At 35.3% G+C, this 20,815-nt stretch carries 13 protein-coding genes; 6 read left to right on the top strand and 7 right to left on the bottom strand.

Annotation, left to right across the window (positions count from 1 at the left end; genetic code table 11):
* Nucleotides 1-105 precede the first annotated feature (105 nt).
* Nucleotides 106-981: a sugar phosphate nucleotidyltransferase gene (locus tag FLP_RS01595; protein WP_065447761.1), complete on the bottom strand. Its 876-nt coding sequence runs from the start codon at nt 979-981 to the stop codon at nt 106-108.
* Nucleotides 982-990: 9 nt separating this feature from the next.
* The gene (locus tag FLP_RS01590) at nt 991-2,082 is read right to left on the bottom strand and encodes a mevalonate kinase family protein (protein ID WP_065447760.1); all 1,092 of its coding nucleotides are present in this window, start codon (nt 2,080-2,082) and stop codon (nt 991-993) included.
* A 232-nt stretch (nt 2,083-2,314) separates the two neighbouring features.
* Between FLP_RS01590 and FLP_RS01585 the strand changes: the two genes are divergently transcribed.
* Nucleotides 2,315-3,355, top strand: coding sequence for a LacI family DNA-binding transcriptional regulator (locus FLP_RS01585; protein ID WP_065447759.1), 1,041 nt, complete (start codon nt 2,315-2,317; stop codon nt 3,353-3,355).
* Between the two features lie 213 nt (nt 3,356-3,568).
* Here FLP_RS01585 and FLP_RS01580 read toward each other — a convergent pair whose 3' ends face one another.
* Nucleotides 3,569-4,219 carry a sugar-binding protein gene (locus FLP_RS01580; RefSeq protein WP_065447758.1) on the bottom strand — a complete coding sequence of 217 codons (651 nt, stop codon included), beginning with the start codon at nt 4,217-4,219 and terminating at the stop codon, nt 3,569-3,571.
* Nucleotides 4,220-4,864: 645 nt separating this feature from the next.
* Here FLP_RS01580 and FLP_RS01575 point away from each other — a divergent pair.
* The 5 genes from FLP_RS01575 to FLP_RS01555 all read left to right on the top strand — a co-directional run bounded on the left by FLP_RS01575 (nt 4,865) and on the right by FLP_RS01555 (nt 14,459).
* A complete protein-coding gene (locus FLP_RS01575; protein WP_065447757.1) occupies nt 4,865-7,927 on the top strand; it encodes a SusC/RagA family TonB-linked outer membrane protein in 3,063 nt (1,020 codons plus the stop codon).
* A gap of 10 nt (nt 7,928-7,937) precedes the next feature.
* The gene (locus FLP_RS01570; RefSeq protein ID WP_065447756.1) at nt 7,938-9,635 is read left to right on the top strand and encodes a RagB/SusD family nutrient uptake outer membrane protein; all 1,698 of its coding nucleotides are present in this window, start codon (nt 7,938-7,940) and stop codon (nt 9,633-9,635) included.
* A gap of 88 nt (nt 9,636-9,723) precedes the next feature.
* Entirely contained in the window at nt 9,724-11,040 is a 1,317-nt protein-coding gene (locus FLP_RS01565) for a DUF3472 domain-containing protein (protein WP_065447755.1), read from the top strand.
* Nucleotides 11,041-11,157: 117 nt separating this feature from the next.
* Nucleotides 11,158-12,513 (top strand): Gfo/Idh/MocA family protein, encoded by a 1,356-nt coding sequence (locus FLP_RS01560; protein ID WP_243397545.1) that lies wholly within the window; start codon nt 11,158-11,160, stop codon nt 12,511-12,513.
* Between the two features lie 86 nt (nt 12,514-12,599).
* The gene (locus tag FLP_RS01555; protein WP_065447753.1) at nt 12,600-14,459 is read left to right on the top strand and encodes a glycoside hydrolase family 35 protein; all 1,860 of its coding nucleotides are present in this window, start codon (nt 12,600-12,602) and stop codon (nt 14,457-14,459) included.
* A 48-nt stretch (nt 14,460-14,507) separates the two neighbouring features.
* Here the strand turns inward: FLP_RS01555 and FLP_RS01550 are convergent, their stop codons facing one another.
* The 4 genes from FLP_RS01550 to guaA all read right to left on the bottom strand — a co-directional run bounded on the left by FLP_RS01550 (nt 14,508) and on the right by guaA (nt 20,593).
* A complete protein-coding gene (locus FLP_RS01550) occupies nt 14,508-14,909 on the bottom strand; it encodes an OsmC family protein (protein WP_065447752.1) in 402 nt (133 codons plus the stop codon).
* Nucleotides 14,909-16,996, bottom strand: coding sequence for a PBP1 and LysM peptidoglycan-binding domain-containing protein (locus FLP_RS01545; RefSeq protein ID WP_065447751.1), 2,088 nt, complete (start codon nt 16,994-16,996; stop codon nt 14,909-14,911). Before FLP_RS01545 ends, FLP_RS01550 begins: the two co-directional genes overlap by 1 nt.
* Before the next feature lie 95 nt (nt 16,997-17,091).
* Nucleotides 17,092-19,002, bottom strand: a complete 1,911-nt coding sequence (locus tag FLP_RS01540) for a lytic transglycosylase (RefSeq protein WP_065447750.1) — start codon at nt 19,000-19,002, stop codon at nt 17,092-17,094.
* 61 nt (nt 19,003-19,063) lie between these two features.
* Nucleotides 19,064-20,593 (bottom strand): glutamine-hydrolyzing GMP synthase, encoded by a 1,530-nt coding sequence (guaA, locus tag FLP_RS01535; RefSeq protein ID WP_065447749.1) that lies wholly within the window; start codon nt 20,591-20,593, stop codon nt 19,064-19,066.
* Between the last annotated feature and the right edge of the window lie 222 nt (nt 20,594-20,815).

Genomic DNA, 20,815 nt, shown 5'->3' with positions numbered 1-20,815 from the left:
CAATTAAACACAGTTTGTTGCATTTTTTTTGCAAATTTAAAGCAAAAGTACTCCAATAAGTTGTACTTACTGGTAAATTAGATATCAATTTTTTGTTAATTTTTTCTAGGCTTGCCAGTCCAAAACAGGATAATGTTGCTTTAGATATGCTTTGACATCGGCGATATCTTCTTTGGCGGTTAAATCCGGAACGTGCTCTGAAAACGGAATTCCCAAAGTGGTATTTGGATGTTCTTTTACCGAATTTAAAAGTACGGTTGGCAGTTCTTTTTCATCTCTTTCGGGATGAACGGGACAATTTTTAAGATGAGTATATAAAGTACTTCCGTTGAATTTAAAAGCATTCATACTCACTCTTATTTTTCCTTCAACATCTTTATAATCGGCTAAAACATCGGCAGAAGGTTTTTCAAGAATGTCTAATAATTGATTGTTCTGATCTAATTTAGCAATGGCGAAACGCGAAATCCTTTCAGACGGAAATTCTAATGCATCACGATCGTAAGCGATAAAAGCATTAGGACTGGTTGTTTCTCTAAGTGTTAATAAGGCTTTCGCCGAATATAAATTGTCACTATTACAAACCGAATATTGTTGCGTATTTAATTCCGGGAATTGTTCAACCGCCTGAAACAAAGCATCGGCCGTGCCAAAAGGTTTTACTCTTCCTTCGGGAATATATTGTACGGCAAAGGAAATGTTGAGTCCGTGAAAATCATTATTTAGATTTTGGCTTCCGTAAAATTCCTTAAACAACTCCCCTTGTTCTCCTATAATAATGTAGATATTTTTATATCCCGCTTTTTTCGCATTCAATAAAAGATAATCCAATAGAGGTCTTCCGCTTGCGCCAACGCCAATTAAACCTTTACTTCTTTCGTTTGCCTGAGCGATTTCTTCTGCTGATAAATTATCGAGAACGGCTTCTTTTTTCATTCGGGATGATGCTCCACCTGCCAGAATAACTAAATTGTTGTGCATATTTATTTTTTAAATTTCAATATTTTCTATAATTCTCACACCCGGATCTACAGCAACCGCATAAGCTTCCTCTGCACCGGCTTTTAAAATAGCCTCGATAACGGCAGCTTCTTTTTCAGGATTTGCAATTACAACAATGCTTCCGCCACCGCCGGAGCCTACAATTTTAGCTCCATACGCTCCTGCACGCAAAGCTGCATTGATCATATCGTCGATTCTTGGTACTGTAATTTTCAATAAATCACGCAAAACTTCGTGATGCTGATTCATTAATGCACCAATTTTTTTGAGATCTAAAACAGGATTTTCGAATTCTTTTAAAGCTTCTTTGGTATAATGGAAATTTTTTAGCGCGGCCTCGAAAAACGGAATCAATCGATCCGGTAAACAATTTCTGTAGCGATCTATATCTTCTATTTCAGAAGTATTCAAATCAAAATCCGGAAAGTTTTGTTTTACAATGCCAATAGACATTAAAGCATTTCCTTTTATTTCGCCAATCAATCCAATTGTTTCTTTGGGAACACCAGAAACTCCTGTTATTAAACCTTTCAAATCTGATCTGATTACTTTAAACGAGAAAGGTTCTTTTGTATTAATGTACACCACATTCCCTACCCCAATGCTAAAATGATCCATCATTCCGCCTGGTTCTCCGTGTTCTAAAACTTCAGATTCATATCCAGCTTTGGCTATAAATTCAGGAGTAACTTCGTGATCAACTCCAAAAGCATCAATCAAAAACCGAATCCAGGCCATCAATAAAGCCGATGAACTCGATGTTCCTGAATTTATAGGAATATCTCCTGTAATGGTAATGGTATAACCTACATTGGGCACACAACCGTATCGCCGCAAGACGCGTAACGAAGAGGCAAAATAATCGCGAGGTTCTAATGTATCGAAAGTAGCATCGATATCAATGACCCTGATTTCGCCAATATCGATCATGTTCAGCACAAACGTATTGGTGTTATTTTGTTCAGCGGTTAGTTTTATATTTCGATCGATTGCGCAGGCTATAACCGGCAATCCTAAATAATCCTGATGATCTCCAAAGAGGCACGTTCGGCCGGGAGCTAATGAAGTAATTTTTTTCACTTATAAATTTTATAATAAAACATTGCAATACAAATAATTACAACATTAATAGGTTAAGAATTTACGCTGTTTTTTTGGTTTTGATTCTACGAAACTATAGATTATATTTTTATAAAACAAGAAAAAAACTAAAAATGTGCTCGAACACACTAAATTAATGTTCTCGAGCACACTTATTAATTCAAACAATATTTTTTCAAATAATTAAAGCAAAGTTTCTATATTTGCTTATATGGATAAAAAGTACACTATTAAGGATATAGCAAAAATGGCAGGAGTTTCTAAAGGAACTGTAGATCGTGTTTTGCATAACAGAGGAAAAGTTTCTCCTACGGCGCTGGATAAAATTAATGAAGTCTTGAACGTCATTAATTATGAGCCTAACTTAATTGCCCGTAATTTAAAAAACACCAAGGTTTATCGTATTTGCGTTTTGCTTCCGGATCCGGAAATAGATCCGTATTGGTTGCCGTGCGTAAACGGAATTCAGGAAGCCAAAACTGAGTTTAAAGCGTATGGTGTAGTTATAGAAACGCATTACTTTAATCCTGAAAGTAAAAAATCGTTTTTAAATGCACACGAAACGATTCTTAAACAATCCCCAGACGCTGTTTTAATTGCTCCTTTATTTCATAAGGAAACGCTTGAAATCGTAAAACAATACGATGAACTCGAAATAATAGTAAATACTTTTAATAACCAAATTGAAAGCGAATCTATTAAGAGTTTTGTGGGGCAGGATTTGCATAAAAGTGGTCGTGTTGCCGCCAGTTTAATGAACCTAATTTTAACTGAGGGGCAAATTGCGATTGTTCATATAGATGAAAGCGTAAAAAATGCGGTTCACATGCAGGAAAAAGAAAAGGGTTTTAGAAATTATTTCGACGAGAAGAAAATTGCCGATTTTTCTTTAACTACTTTAAAATTAAAACATCCTAATGTCGAAAGTAAATTTTCGGCCTTTTTGGAAGAAAATCCAAACCTGAAGGGAATTTTTATCACCACTTCTAAAGCGTATCAGATTGCTTCGATTTTAGCTCCTTTACAAAATAAAAAAATTGCCATTATTGGTTACGATTTGGTCGAGAAGAATGTCAATTTCCTGAATCAGGGATTGGTGCATTTTTTAATTCATCAAAATCAAAAAAGACAAGCTTATTTAGGCGTTAGTACTTTGGTAGAGCATTTTTTATTTCGCAAAGATATCCCGGAAACTATATTGTTGCCTATTGATATTATTAATGTAGAGAATGCTTCGTTTTACGTATCTTAAATAGCCACGAAGACACAAAAACACAAAGTTTTTTTTTTATAGTTTCTCATTTTTTGTCATTTCGACCGAAGGGAGAAATCACACGAGAAATTCAGCATAGAATATTGCTAAACTTTGTCGATTTACTTGTGTGATTTCTCCCTTCGGTCGAAATGACAAAAAATGACAAACTAACTTTAAAAATAAAGCGTTTTAACTTGGTGCCTTTGCGCCTTAGTGGCTAAAAACAAACTTTCCAAATGAAGAAGCGATATGAAAATTAGGCGTTTCGGTATTTGGGTTTACCCACGAAATCCAGGTGGGTTCGTATTGCAGATTTTCGACCAAAGAGAATTTTGCCCTGAAAATTCCGGCTTCAATTGTATTGTTCTGAATTAAATTTAAATCTCTTAGGGATTGAATACTAATGCTGCCTTCAACAATAAATGAAATTTCATCCTTTGCCGTTTTTACTTCTATATCCTTTTTAGGCCATTTCCAGTTAAAATCAAAATTCTTTTCAGGAAGCGCTTTAAAATCCATTATTCTTCCTGATGTATCTATTTCAAGGCAATAATAAGGATTTAAGGATTCATTGGTTCTAAAAAACAATTCTACCCTGTCTGAATTTCCTATACTCATGAAACTATCGTCTTTTTTATCGATATAAATATCAGTATCAAAAACCCTAAAATTAAAATAGAAATTTTCGAGATCATGAACTGCCCTAAATTCAATTTTCGAAAACGAATCATTTTTCCATGGAGAACAAAAATCAGTTAAACAATTTGCTTTTTCCCATAATGAAGAAGTCAAAATAGCTTCATCATTTTTTTGTTTTTTATCGATTAAAACTACCTGATATTCTTTTAAAATTTCGTGCATATTTTTTGGAAAAATTTATTTAATGAAAACAAAATCCTAACGCATTTTAATCATTTCAAAGGACAGAAAATCGCCTTAAAAAATCTTCTTATAAAAACGCTAATATAAGTCAAACTTTTATTTAAAACCTAATTACTGTTTTTTATTGCTTTTTTATTTAAAAAGTAAAAAATAAGAAAAAACGGATCAAATTAAAACCTTTAAAAGTTTGATTTATTATTAAACAAATTAATTGATGATTGCGATATTCTTAGAAATACAAACAACTTGTTTTTATTCCTTAAAAATAAAATATCATAGTTGCGAATACGCCTAAAATAAAGCGATGTGCTTTTTGTGCTTTTTTTTAGAATAATCGCATCATTTTATATTAAAAAAAACGTATCGCACAATTTTATGTGCTCGAGAACACTTTTTTTGTGTGTTCGAGCACATTTTTTGTGTTTTTTCTTGGTTAATAAAAATATAATCTATAGTTTCGTCGAAGAATAAAAAAATAATATGGCTTTTTTTACCTTTTTTCACCGCTTTTAAGGCCTTTTTTATTACACCAAAAAAGCGAAAAAATGAGTGATGAAATTTTAAAAAAATCGAAAAAAATAACTAAACAAAAACACATTCATTAACCAAAACCAAACAAAGAGTATGAAAAAAGTATTCTCAAAAAAACCTGGAAACTTAAGGTTGCATACTGTACTTGAAAAAAGTTTAAAAGCAACATTACTTTCGTTGTTGTCTTTAAGTTTTCAAGTTACCAATGCAGCACCTTCAAAAGAAATTCCGGTAAACAAAACCAATTTACTGGCATTTCAAAAAATAACGAAGGGTAAGGTTGTCGATGAAAAAGGAATTCCGATTCCTGGAGTAAATGTGATCATAAAAGGAACATCAAAAGGAGTGCAAACGGATATGGATGGAAGTTTTGCCATTGATGTACCCAATGCCAATACGATTTTAGTTTTTTCCTTTTTAGGAATGCAGGATCAGGAAGTTGCGGCAGGAAACGGTTCTGTTAATGTAACAATGAAAGAAGCCGGTGAGCAAATGGACGAGGTGGTAGTGGTAGGATATGCTAAGGTTAAAAAAGAGAGTTTAACCGGATCGCTGCAAACTTTAGACAATAAAAAAATTGTAGATGTAACGACTCCTTCTGTAGAAAATATGCTGGCAGGAAAAGCTACGGGAGTGTATGTAAATACTGGTGGCGGACAGCCGGGAGCAGTAGGAAAAATAATCATTCGAGGCAGAACAACCGTTAACGGAAGTACAGATCCTTTATGGGTAATTGACGGAGTTATTGTGGGGAATAGTTCGGCAAACATGAATCCATCTGATATCGAAACGTTAACGGTTCTTAAAGATGCCGCGTCTACAGCAGTTTACGGTTCACAGGGCGCCAATGGTGTTATTGTGGTTACTACAAAAAGCGGTAAAGCGGGTAAATCTAAAATTAGTTTTTCTGCTAAAACAGCTTTAACTACTATCAATAATGGAAATTTTAAAATCATGAACGGATCGCAATTGTATGATTTGTACGATTCGTTTGCCAACAAACAAGATTTTGAAAATGTTTGGTGGTGGAAACCGGAATTGAGAAACCAAAATTTTGACTGGTGGAATAATGGTACACAAACCGGACTTGCAGAGGATTACAATCTATCCATAAGTGGTGGTGGAGATAATTTTAAAAGCTACGTTTCTATTGGTCTTTATGACGAAACGGGTGCTATAAGAGGCTATGAGTACAAAAAATACAATGGTTTGATGAAATTTGAGTACAAACCAAATAGTTGGTTTACGCTGAGACCACAGGTAAATTTAACCAGAGAAACAACAGATGACCAACAACATTCTGTGGGTGCACTTTACGGAAACATGCCTTGGGATAGTCCGTATCTGGAAGATGGATCTTTGGCAGGAAACGCGCCAAACCCAACCTGGGTAAATACAACCGGATCTAACTATTTATATGATTTACAATGGAATTATGGTGAATCTGAATCTTATACGGTTAGGGCAAATCTTGATTTTGATATTAAATTTAACAGCTGGCTAACATATTCTTCTGTAAACAATTACATTTTTGGTAATTATAATTCAACTTATTATTCAGATCCAAGATCTTCTGCGGGAGAAGCGGTAAAAGGCCGAATCGAAGATTACTTTTCTACTTATAACAGAATCTACACGAACCAATTATTAAAATTCAATAAATCATTCGGGAAACATGACTTTAATGCTCTTGCAGGTTATGAATGGAACGAATACAACTCTAAAACAAGTACTGGCGTAGCAACAGGAATCCCTCCAGGAATTATAGTTACAGATGCTGCTGCGGTGCCTGAAAAAGTGGGTGGTAACAGATCGCAATGGGCTGTGCAGTCTTTGTTATCGAATGTGAATTATTCGTATGACAATCGTTATTTAGCACAAGTCTCTTTTCGTCGTGACGGGGCTTCTAACTTTGGAGCAAATGCACAATATGGTAACTTTTTCTCTGTAAGCGGTGGTTGGAATATTCATAACGAAGCCTTTTTTCATGCCGATTATATCAATAACTTAAAGCTAAGAGCAAGTTATGGTTCGGTAGGAAATCGTCCTAACAGTTTGTACCCTCACCTTCCTTTGTATTCTTTCTCTCAAAGTTATAATGAAAATCCCGGAGCATTGGTTTCGCAATTGGCCAATCCGGATTTAAGCTGGGAAAAAACATATACTGGCGGCGTAGGTGTCGATGTTAGTTTCTTTAACCGAGTAAATATTACATTGGATTATTATAATAAAAATACTTCAGATTTATTATACAGAGTACCATTGCCTGGAGTAATTGGTGTTACAAGTATCTGGAGAAACGTAGGAGCTGTAAATAATAGAGGTTTTGAAGCATCTTTGAATGTTGATATCATTAAAAATGAAAATTTACACTGGTCTGTAGATGCTAACATTGGTACTAATAAAAATAAAGTAACGAGTCTTTACGGAAGCAAGCAGGAAATTATTGTTGGAGATGGTAGTGGTATTGCAGGATCTGCATCAAAATTATTAACTCCCGGAAAAGATGTTGATAGCTGGTATTTAACAGAATGGGCTGGTGTTGATCCTGAAAACGGAAAACCACAATGGTTTACGACAAATGCTGCAGGAGAACGTGTAAAAACTTCTAACTATGGTGATGCTTCTAAACACCAAAAAGTAATTGGTGCTTATACTCCGGACTTTTTTGGAGGATTTTCTACCAGTGTAAATTACAAGAACTTTGATTTTGCTGCCATTTTTAGTTATTCTGTAGGAGGTGAAATTTACAATTATGCAAGAGCAGAATTCGATTCTGATGGTGCGTATACCGATAGAAACCAAATGAACCTTCATAGTGGATGGAGCCGTTGGGAAAAACCGGGCGATATTGCAACGCATCCGCAAGCACTTTACAATAATCCCAGTAACTCTAACAAAGCATCATCACGTTTCCTGGAAACCGGAACTTACTTAAAAATGAGAAGCATCACTTTAGGTTATAATGTACCTATCGAACGTTTGCATATCGCAAATTTAAGATTGTATATCGCCGGTGAAAACTTATTTACGATTACTCATTATTCCGGAGTTGATCCTGAAATCCCTCCAACAAATGGCGCTATTACTGGTGTTGCGACACAGGTATATCCTCAAACGCGCAAAATTGTATTAGGACTTAACTTAACTCTTTAAAAACAAAATCATGAAAAAGATATTTATATTATGTATGGCAATTAGTTTCCTGTCCTCATGTGATTTAGACAGAGAGCCATTTGATTCCTATACAAAAGACAAAATTGAACAAGATAAAGAAGCTTCGATCGAAGTTTTACTAAACGGATGTTACGCACAATTAAAAGGATGGTCTGATGTTATGCACAGGGTTGGAGAATATCCGGGTGACAATATCATGATTAGAGGTACCTCTACAGATGCTTTTTATTCTTTTATCTCCTATCAGCATATTCCGGACAATGGTCGTTTATCTGTTTTTTGGAACAATAGTTACAAAATTATTTCGCAATCAAGTGATTTAATGAAAATGATTGCCGAGGGAGAAAGCGCCGCTATGGATCAGCAATTAGGTGAAGCTTACTATTTAAGAGGTATGATTTATTTTTATTTGTGTCGTACTTACGGAAGACCTTATTCGCAATCACCAGAAACTAATTTAGGAGTGCCAATCGTAAATGGTTTACCGGCAGATTTAAATAATCTTAACCTTCCGGACAGGTCAACAGTAAAAGATACTTATGCACAAGCCATCAGCGATTTGAAAAAAGCTGAAGCTTTAATGACAACTGAAAGAAAAGCAGCTTATGCAACAAAAGAAGCTGCTCAGGCAATGCTTTCAAGAGTTTATTTGTATATGAGCGGAACGTATGAAACACCTAATCAGGAATATGCAACGCTTTCGATAGACTACGCAAATAAAGTAATTGCGAGCGGAAGATATCATTTATTAAGCAGAGACAGCTTCATGAAATTTAATACCTACGCCCCAGATTCTGATGAGCAAACCGAAACGATTTTTGCTGTAAAACAAGTGGCATCAGAATTTTCAGGTTACGATCATTTTTATGGAATTGGCGGAATGTATGCCAATATTCAGGGACAAGGCTGGGGCGAAATGTATGCCAGTGCCAAATATCTTGATTTGCTAAGAAAATCAGGTTTAAAGAAAGACGCTCGTTGGGCTTTTATCGATCCTCAATATACCACAGACGATGCAGGAAATAAAACCGAAGCTTTCCGCTTTATCTATGATGTTTACAATACTGGTGGTACTCAAACGGGTTACAACTATATTCAACAGCCTATAAAACGTAATCCTGACAACTCATTTTATATCACAATAGGAACTACAAATTATAATCTGACTGTTGTAAATGCAGCCGAAAATCAATATTCGATTGTATATGAAGGTAAAACGTATACAGGCGAAAAAGATTATATGATGTTGCTGAACCGTGTTTATCCAATGTATTATATCACGAAATGTTCTCTTCAGAATAATGATTCGCACCTGCACTCGCCTACTATTTCAAGATTGGCCGAGATGTATTTGAACATGGCAGAAGCATATGTTAAAAAAGGTGATTATAATAGTGCTTTAACCAACTTAAACATAATTCGAGAAAGATCGATTGTTGGTGGCGGTTATACATCATTAAACAGTACAAATGCTGTACAGCGAGTAGACGAAGAACGTCAGTTAGAGTTAGCGTTTGAAGCACATAGAGGTTATGATGTTTACAGAAACGGACAAACCATGACGCGTCGTTATCCTGGCCCTCACTTGCCAATGACAGACTGGCGAGCTTCAAGTTTGAGAGTGGTTCAATATATTCCGCAATCAGAAATTAATGCTTATCCGGGAACTTTAACACAGAATCCATAATTATTAGAATTGTTTTGTTTTTGAAGCCTCTCTAATTTGGTAGATTAGAGAGGTAATTTTAAAAAAAAATAAACGAACTATCGATACTATGAAAAACTTATTTTACTTATTTTTTGCTTCATTACTTGTATCTTTTTCCTGTACAGACAATAGCGAAACCACTGAGAAAGATTCTTTAAAAAATCCAAAAACCAGTATCTCGCTTCCGTTGGCGGGAAATGCTTACAGCTCGAAACATTTAGAAAGCAATACTATTACGGATAACGGAATTGAAAACTGGATCAATGCCGAAGAATTTTTTACCGTTTATTTCAGAATTTCTAAAGCCGGAAGTTTTCAGTTAACTGTTGAAGAATCGGTAGAAGTAGTTGGAAAATCAGAATTAGAATTTTCGATTAATAATGAAGCCAAAAAAGTAACATTTGATACTTCAAAAAAAGCGGTAACAATTGGTACCTGGAAAATTAATCAGGAAGGTTATGTTGCCGTTAAGATAAAAGGAATTAATAAAACAGGAGATCGTTTTCCTGCTATAAATCGTTTAACGATTTCGAGTAATGATTACGATGCAAAAATATCTTATGTCCCAAATAATGAAGGGAACTTTTATCATTGGGGACGCCGCGGACCATCTGTACATTTAAACTATCAGGTTCCAGACAACATCAATGCAAAATGGTATTATAACGAAGTTACCGTTCCTGAAAACGAAGATAAAATTGGTTCTTATTTTATGGCAAATGGTTTTGGAGAAGGTTACTTTGGTATTCAGGTTAATTCGGCTTCAGAAAGAAGAGTTTTATTTTCTGTATGGAGTCCGTTTAGTACTGATGATCCGGCCAGTATTCCTGAATCTCATAAAATTAAAATGCTCAAAAAAGGTGAAAATGTTCACACAGGCGAATTTGGAAACGAAGGTTCTGGCGGTCAAAGCTATCTTAAATACAACTGGAAAGCAGGAACTACTTATAAGTTTTTATTACAAGGATTCCCTCAAAACAATAATACAACCACGTATACAGCCTATTTTTACGCACCGGAATTGCAAAAATGGCTATTAATCGCTAGTTTTAATCGTCCTGAAACCAATACGTACTTAAAAAGATTTCATTCGTTCTTAGAAAATTTTATTCCGGAACAAGGCGATTTGTCCCGTAAGGTATTATTCAATAATCAATGGGTTTGTGACGATAAGGGAGTTTGGTCAGAGATCAATTCGGCTCGCTTTACAACAGATAATACGGGAGCAAAAGAATACCGAATGGATTTTGCAGGCGGACTCGACAATACTTCTTTTTATCTAAAAGACGGCGGTTTTTTCAACAATTATACAACACCAAAAACGATCTTTACAAGACCTTTAAACAATAACAAACCAGAAATAAATTTTGACACATTACCTTAAAAAGACGTTTTAAAAATAAACAATTTACAACAACAATAATTCCCGATAATCAGCATTTAGATTATCATCATTTCAAATCAAATTAATTCAATTATGAAAACTAGTATTTTAAAATTCATGTTAGTGGCCTGTCTGTTGTTTGGAGGAGCAATCGCATCGGCACAAATGATCAAAACCAAAACACCAACACGTCCAAAAGGTCAGCAAGATGTTTTGCGTTTGGCTACTGCTCCACTTCCAACTGTTCGTGTTGCTTTTATTGGTTTAGGAATGCGTGGCCCTGGAGCTGTTGAGCGTATGACGCATATTCCCGGAGTAGAAATCGTAGCGCTTTGCGATATGACAGAGAAAAACACACAATCGGCTAATGAGATTTTAACAAAAGCTGGTCTTCCTAAAGCTCAGGAATTTTTTGGAGATGAAAATGCCTGGAGAAAAGTTACTGCCTTACCAAATGTTGATTTGGTATATATTGCAACCGACTGGAAACATCACGCTTTAATAGGTGTTCAGGCAATGAAAGACGGCAAACACGTAGCAATCGAAGTTCCGGGTGCTATGACCATGAAAGAAATCTGGGATCTTATTGATACTTCCGAAAAAACCCGTAAACATTGTATGCAGCTTGAAAATTGCGTTTACGATTTCTTCGAATTAACGACATTAAATATGGCACAGCAAGGTGTGTTTGGAGAAATTCTTCATGCCGAAGGTTCTTACATTCACGGTCTTCAACCATTTTGGGGTGAATACTGGAATAACTGGAGAATGGATTACAACATCAAACACCGTGGCGATATTTACGCCACTCACGGTATGGGACCAGCTTGTCAGGCTTTGAATATTCACCGTGGGGATAAAATGAATTTCTTAGTTTCTATGGATACAAAAGCAGTAGGAAATCCTGCTTACATCAAAGAAAAATCAGGTCAGGAAATTAAAGATTTTAGAAACGGAGATCATACCATGACTATGATTCGTACCGAAAACGGAAAAACAATTCAGATTCAGCACGATGTTACTTCTCCTCGTCCGTACAGCAGAATGTACCAATTGAGCGGAACTAAAGGTTTTGCTAACAAATATCCGTTAGAAGGTTATGCTTTAGACGGGGCAGCATTAGGAGATGATGTAAAACCAAATCATGAAAAATTAAGTGCACATTCATTTGTTCCTGAAGATGTTAAAAAAGCATTGATGGCAAAATACAAGCATCCAATTGTAAAAGATATCGAAGAGAAAGCTAAAAAAGTGGGCGGTCACGGCGGAATGGATTTCGTGATGGATTACCGATTGATTCACTGTCTGCAAAAAGGACTTCCGTTAGATATGGATGTTTACGATTTAGCAGAATGGTCTTGCTTAGGTCCTTTAACAGAGATCTCACTTGATAATAACTCGTCTCCTGTAGAAATTCCAGATTTCACTCGCGGCGGATGGAAAAAATTACAAAAATTAGAATTTTCAGAGTAATAAATTTATTGGTTAGTTAGGTTAGCAAGAGAGCGCAATTCATAGTGCTCTCTTGTTTTTTATAAACATCATCAATTTCAAATAAAATGAAAAAAGTTTATTTCATCCTCCTGTTTAATTTTTTTATTCTTTCAGCATTAACAGCACAAGAAAAACAAACTTTTGCCATAAACGATGGGGATTTTTTATTGAATGGAAAACCAATTCAGATTCATTCAGGCGAAATGCATTATTCCAGAATTCCGCAGCCATACTGGCGTCATCGTTTACAAATGATGAAAGCAATGGGTTTAAATGCTGTGGCAACTTATGTTTTCTGGAACTATCATGAAATTGCTCCGGGAGTTTGGGATTTTAAAACCGGAAATAAAAACTTAGCCGAATACATTAAAACAGCGCAGGAAGAAGGTTTATTTGTTATTCTTCGACCAGGTCCGTATGTATGTGCCGAATGGGAATTTGGCGGTTATCCCTGGTTTTTGCAAAATGTTCCCAATATGGTGATTCGTGGCAATAACAAAGAATATCTAACGGCGACCAAAGTCTATTTTACCGAATTGTACAATCAGGTTAAAGATTTACAAATTACAAAAGGCGGTCCAATAATTATGGTTCAGGGCGAAAATGAATTTGGTTCTTATGTCGCCCAACGTAAAGATATTCCGTTAGAAGAGCACAAAAAATACAGTGCAGCCGTTTTTCAGCAATTAAAAGATGTTGGTTTTGATGTTCCATTTTTCACATCAGACGGAAGCTGGTTATTTGAAGGCGGTGCTTTGCCGGGCGCTTTACCAACTGCCAATGGCGAAAGCGATATTGCAAAGTTAAAAACAGTAGTTAATCAGTTTAATAATAATCAGGGACCTTATATGGTTGCCGAATTTTATCCGGGCTGGCTGGATCATTGGGCAGAACCTTTCCCAACACAAAAACCGGAACAAACCGTACGTCAGACTAAAAAATATCTGGACAATCAGGTTTCTTTCAATTATTATATGGTGCATGGCGGAACCAATTTTGGTTTTACTTCGGGCGCTAATTACGATAAAGAGCATGATATTCAGCCCGACATGACTTCCTATGATTATGACGCTCCTATTAGCGAAGCGGGTTGGGCGACTCCAAAATACAATGCACTAAGAGAATTACTAAAAACAAGCGAAACTCCTCCTGTTCCTGAAAAAATGCCTGTAATTACTCTTCCAAACATTTCATTGACAAAAGTGGTTGATTTAGCCGATTTTAAATCGAAAATCACACCCGTTATCGAAGATGATCCATTGACATTTGAAAAATTAAATCAAGGTGATGGTTATGTTTGGTACAGCAAGAAATTTACTCAGCCTATTAGTGGAAAATTAGAACTAAAAGGATTACGCGATTATGCTATCGTTTATGTTAACGGTAAAAAAGTAGCAGAATTAAACCGATATTATAAAAAATACGATTGCGAAATCGAAGTTCCTTTTAATGCCACTTTAGACATTCTGGTCGAAAACATGGGACGCATTAATTATGGTTCTCAAATTAATGCCAACAATAAAGGTATTATAAGTCATGTTGTTATTAACGGAGAAACTATTACCGGCGATTGGGAAATGTATAAATTACCAATGGCTTCACCACCTGATTTAACAACGTATAAAAACTCAGGCAAAATAAATCGTCCTACTTTATATCAGGGAACTTTTAATGTCACTAAAACCAGAGATACCTTTCTGGACATGCGCGATTGGGGCAAAGGAATTGTATTTGTAAACGGAATTAATATTGGGCGTTATTGGAGCGTTGGCCCACAACAAACCCTTTATTTGCCTGGATGCTGGCTTAAAAAAGGTAAAAATAGCATTCTGATTTTCGAACAAAAAAATGAAACTATTCAAAAAGAGGTAAGGACTATTCTAACTCCAATTCTGGAAGATTTAATACCTGAAAAAGGTTTATAAATAAAAAGCCATTCGATTGAATGGCTTTTTACTATTTTGATTTGAATATTACTTCCAGTTAAAAGTAATTTTCTTTTCTATTTCACTGCTTAAACTTAAAAACACCGGACACGTCATTGCAGCACGTTCCAGAATTGTTTTGTTTTTCTCATCTGCAACACCCTGCATTTCAAAAGCAATTTCGATGGCTCCAATTCTTCTTGGCTCAGCGTTCATTATCTTAGTTACTTCGGCAGTTGAACCTATGAAATCTACGTCTAAATCACGTGCTTTGATTCCCATAATGGTCATCATGCAGCTTGCTAAAGCATTGGCAACTGTATCCGTTGGAGAAAATGCTTCTCCTTTTCCATTATTGTCTAAAGGTGCATCAGAAATGATTTCGCTTCCTGATTGCACATGAATTGATTTTGTTCTTAAATCTCCTAAATAGGTTACTTTTGATGTCATTAATTGGCTACTTTTAAAGTTAAGTCTGAATCGTAATATAAAATGTACACTCCTTTATTGGCGTGTCCACCATCTTCTTTTTTATAAAATTGAAATTTATTGTCAACTTGTTCTGTTGTCATTAAATCTGCAGTTTCCTGATATGTTTTTCCTTGTACCAAACGCATCATCGTATCAAAAGTAACATCAAATCCGCGTGTTGCATAAGTATTTGGATTTATCTTATTCTTCAATCTGTATTCTTTATCAAAGATTAAAACTCCCGGTTCGTCGCTTTCACGGGTTACAGACGGATACATTAATTTCAGTTTTACTAAATTATCAAAACTAATTTCGTCAGTATCCAATGTACTGTTTGGCTCTAAAATAACCAATTGCACCTGACATGTTTTTTGTGAATCCAGCAAGGCTTTAATAGTCGTTTTAACCATTGCCGTATTTCCGGTTTCCATTACCACATAATTCATTCTGTTAGGCAACAACAAACTTTTTAAATTTGCTACATCCAGGCCTCCTGTTTCTGTCAAAGCTGCAAAAACAACACCTTTTTGGTTTTGTTTGATATAACTAATAACCGATTCTTTCTTTTTATCCACAACAGCAACGATATTTCCGTTTTTCGCACGCATAAAATCAAACATCGCATTTCTCACAACATCACTAGATGGTATTGTCTGATACAAATTATCAATTGGGTTTGCTTTATCTTTTGATAATGGAGAAATTACAGGAACGTTATACAAACGTAATGTATTTGCTGCAGCTTCGGCATTGTTTTGATAAAATGGTCCTATTACTGCATGAGCGTCCTGCAATTTATTCTGAGCAATCAAAGTAGAAACATTCGAACTTGTCTTTGTTTCCTGCGAATCATAAATGACCACATCAAGAGGTAATTTCAGGGTCTTAGCCGAGTCGATCGCCATCATCGCTCCTGAATAAAAATCAAGAGTCATATTCAAAAATTTATCATTTTTAATTCGGGTAGCAGGACTTGTTGTATCATTCTGCATTTTATTCAAATTAAAGGGCAACAATAAAACTAATTTTTTACGATCGTTTTGTCCTCTTTTCTTTGTTAGTTCTACTACTTCAGGATTAACTGAAACGGTTTCAGATTTTACTTTATCTACAATTTGTATAGAACCTCCGGAATTTGAATTTTCGATCGTTTTTTCAACAGGTTGCTGTTGCGGAATAATTGGAGCCGGAGCTAAATATCCTGCAGGAACTTTTAAAACCATTCCTTCTTTTACTCCTTCAGAAAGTGACGGATTCAATGCGGTTAATTCTTCCTGACTAATATGAAAAGTTCTTCCTAAGCTATAAAATGTCTCTTTTGGTTTTACCTGATACTCCATGTAAGTTGTTGCTTTTTTACCATTCTCAACTGGCTTGGCAGCAGCAGTAACCGCTGGACCTGAAGTTTCAGTTTTAGGCGCTTTTCCTTTAATGGTTAGTCGGTATCCAACAGGTAAATTTGAAACAATTTCCGGATTGCGTTTTTCTAATTCTTCAATGCTTATTCCGTATTGTTTAGCAATCGAAAACTTGGTTTCTTTTGCCACAACATCATGATATACATATTTTTCCTGAGCTTTTTCTTTAGCTGGTTTTTCTTTAACCGGTTTTTCTGTTGCAGCAAGAGCTTTTACAGCTGAACCTTTTGCAGGAATCACCAGTTTTTGTCCAATCTGAACTCCGGTTTTTTCCAAAGTAGGATTGGCAGCTTTCAATGCTTCATCAGAGATACCATACTTTTTTTCGATACTATAAAAAGTCTCTTTTGGCTGTACTTCATGAATTATTTCTTTTGTATTACCGCCCGTTCTTGCCACAGCTGTTTCTGTTTTAACCGCCGCAGATTTTGCAGTATGGGTTGGGATCAGTAAAACTGTATTGGGTTTGATACCACTTCTGGCATCGGGGTTTAATGCATAAATATCATAAGGCGTAACCTTAAATTTTACTGCAATCTGGTTAATGGTTTCTCCATTCGCAACGGTATATTTAATGACCTTTTCTTGTGAAAAAGCAGAAAATGTTACAAAAAAAACGAGAAACAATAATGTTGAATAATACTTCATAATAGACTTAAAACAATTTAATTTTTAATTCAAAACAAGTTACTAAATTCTCTTTAAAGCAAGATTCTTGCCACTTGTTATTTTATCGTCAATTATTATCTAAGATCGATTTCTACCTTAGCAATAACCACCTCTTTATATAACTCATCTTCTTCCATTTTCTTGCATTTATAGAGCACTTCTTCCATATTTTGGTACTTATCTGAGTAAACATAGTACGAAAGACTGTTGATATTAAAGAAGAAACTAGCATTAAAATCACCAGAATCAATGAGTTTCATAATGAGCTTATCTCTTAACGACGAGTCTGTAAATATACCTAAAACTAAGTAATAGCCGTTTGAAACTTCTTTAAGATTATCATAAACTTCCACTTTTACCGTTTTATCAGTTTTAAGTGGATTTTCTTTAAGTTCACGCTTCATTTCTTCTAATGAAATTGTTTTTGAAGATTCAGAAGAAGTCGACTTATCTTGTTTTTTAATGGCTTCATCCTGATACTTTTTCAATTTTATCAACGCCAGTTTATCGTCAAACTTTCGGGCTTCCATACTATAATAAGTGGCTTTGCTGATGTGTCGTTTTACTTCGATTTTTTTCTGGGTATCCAGCGAATCAATCTTGGCAATTAAAAGCTGATTTTGCGCATCACCCTGCTCTTGTTCTATTTTATATCTTTTTATTTCTTCTAGCGAAAGTCGTTGCTGCAAAGAAGTAACGTTGGTATTTTTTTCGCTTTCGCGGATTTTCTTCTTGTACTCCTGATTCTCTTCAACAGCAATTTTTTCTACTTTATTCATTAAACCGGCATAAGCCTTTCGGTTTTCAGCCAGTTCTTTTTTTAATTGAGAAGATAATTCACTCGTTTTGCTAATGCTTTCATACGATCGCTTTTCTAATCTTTTTGATTCATCCACATTCAAAATGTCCATTCTTTTTAAATCGACCAAATCATTATTCATCGTGTTCACCAACGAATCTAATTTTGTCATTAAAATATCCTGTACATTTTTATTGGCTTCGAGAACTAGTCGCAATTTTTCAACCGAATTTTCCTTCGAACCATTCATATCATTCAGATTCACCTTCAAATCATTAATCTTAATAATCTTCTGATTCATTTCTTTCTGAACCACCAATCTGTCTTTTAAATCTTCCAATTCAACCGTTTTGGCTTTTCCTTTCTCGACCACAACTTGTTTTTCGGCCAAAGCCAACATCAATTCTTCGCTTTCATTAGTTGGTTTTACTTCCTTGGTATTAATGGCTAATTTATTCCCAACAATTAATCCGTTAACGATTTCAGGATTTTGAGATTCTAACTGATCGATAGAAATATTGTATTTTTTCGCAATCGAAAATTTAGTTTCCTTTGGTTCAACCACATGAAAAACCGTTTCCTGATTGATTACACGAAATCGTCCGTCTAAAGTTTTTCTTTTGTTTGGAATTGAAATGTTTTGACCAATTTGCAATCCGTTAACAAGAAGGTCTTTGTTTAAACTTTCTAAATCATTAACCGAAACATTATATTGTCTCGCAATACTAAACAAGGATTCTTTGGCAACTACCTGATGCGTTACTTTTGAAGAAGTTGAACTTTCAGTTTTTAGAAGATTTGTAGGATTCGGAATAACTAATTCCTGACCAATCTGAAGTCCGTTTGCTAAAATAGGGTTTGCACTTTGAAGGGCTTCTACAGTAATATTATATTGTTTTGATAAACCAAAAAGGGTTTCTTTGGAACCAACAACATGAGTAATTTGCTGGTTTGAATTTTCTTTTTCTGCGGAGTGAACCGGAATCTTAATAATTTGATTGTCTTTGATTCCGCTCTGCGACTCGGGGTTGAGTTTGTAAATTTCATCAACAGAAACCTTGTATTTTTGGGCAATAAAATAGGCAGTTTCTCCTTTTTGAATTTTGTGTTCAATAATTGAATCTTGCGCAGTTATTTTGTTAAAAGACAAAATAAAGACAAGAGAAATCGTTAAAAATTCTCTCATAAATAGTAGGTTTAAAAAATTAAGGCGTTACAAATGTAACGCCTTAATTTGAAAAACAATGCTATTCCCACTCAATTGTTGCTGGTGGTTTTGAGCTAATATCGTAAACCACGCGGTTCACGCCTTTTACTTTATTTATAATGTCATTCGACACTTTCATCAGGAAATCGTAAGGTAAATGAACCCAGTCAGCAGTCATACCATCTGTTGATTCTACAGCTCTAAGCGCTACTACTTTTTCGTAAGTACGTTCATCGCCCATCACACCAACACTGTTTACAGGAAGCAAAATAGCTCCAGCCTGCCAAACTTTGTCATACAATCCCCAAGATTTTAATCCGTCGATAAAAACAGCATCAACATCTTGCAGGATTTGAACTTTCTCAGGAGTAATATCTCCTAAAATTCTGATTGATAATCCTGGTCCCGGGAAAGGGTGTCTTCCTAATAATTCAGGATCTATTCCTAAAGTAGCTCCAACTCTTCTTACTTCATCTTTGAAAAGCATTCTAAGTGGTTCTACAATTTTTAATTTCATATAATCCGGCAATCCACCTACATTGTGGTGTGATTTAATCGTTGCCGATGGTCCTTTTACAGATACCGATTCGATTACGTCAGGATAAATAGTTCCTTGCGCCAACCATTTTACATCTTCGATCAAATGTGATTCATCATCAAAAACTTCGATAAATACACGACCAATAGTTTTACGTTTGGTTTCAGGATCAGAGATTCCGGCTAATTCACCAAGAAAACGATCTCCGGCGTCTACTCCTTTTACGTTCAATCCCATTCCTTTGTATTGATCTAATACATTTTGGAATTCGTTTTTACGTAGTAAACCGTTATTTACGAAAATACAATATAAGTTTTTACCAATGGCCTGGTGCAATAAAACTGCCGCTACAGTAGAATCTACTCCGCCTGACAATCCTAAAACTACTTTATCATTTCCTAGTTTCTCTTTTAATTCTCCCACCATTTCCTCTACGAAAGCATTTGGTGTAAAGTTTTGAGGAACTTCAGCAATATCAACTAAAAAGTTTTTCAACATTTTTGATCCATCTGTAGAATGGAAAACTTCAGGGTGATATTGAATGGCATAAGTGGTTTCACCTTCAATTTTGTAAGCAGCATATTCTACGTCATGCGTGCTTGCCAATTTAACAGCATTTGTTGGTAAAGCCTTGATACTATCGCTATGGCTCATCCAAACCTGGCTATTTTCTGAAACTCCGTTAAAGAAAGTTTCACCTTCTTTAATATAAGATAAATTCGCTCTACCGTATTCTCTGGTGTTCGAAGCGGCTACTTCACCTCCACTAAAGTGGGCTAAGTATTGTGCTCCGTAACAAACTGCCAACATAGGTAGTTTGCCTCGAATTTGAGATAAATCAGGATGTGGAGCATCTTCTGCACGAACAGAAAATGGGCTTCCTCCCAAAATTACGGCTTTATAAGGTGATAAATCACTAGGAAAGTGATTGTAAGGGAAAATTTCGCAGAATATATTTAATTCGCGAACTCTACGCGCAATAAGCTGTGTATATTGCGATCCGAAATCTAAAATAAGTACGTTGTGTTGCATGCGCAAAAATACTTTTTATATTCGAATTTGAAAAATCGGAACAATGAAAAAATAATATTTTTTTTCATTGTTCCGGTTTTTAGCGACAATGGTTCAGAACAACAAAGATTCAAAGGTTTAAAATCTATGATTTTATTAGGTCTTTTCTTTGTTCCTTTGTCCCTTTGCCACTTTGAACCTAAAAAGGAAAAAACCAATCTTCAAAAAAAACCGTACTTAAGC

The sequence above is a fragment of the Flavobacterium piscis genome, assembly GCF_001686925.1.
Lineage (GTDB): Bacteria > Bacteroidota > Bacteroidia > Flavobacteriales > Flavobacteriaceae > Flavobacterium > Flavobacterium piscis.
The sequence above is the reverse complement of the archived record's forward strand: the minus strand, read 5'-3'. Positions and strand labels throughout refer to the sequence as shown.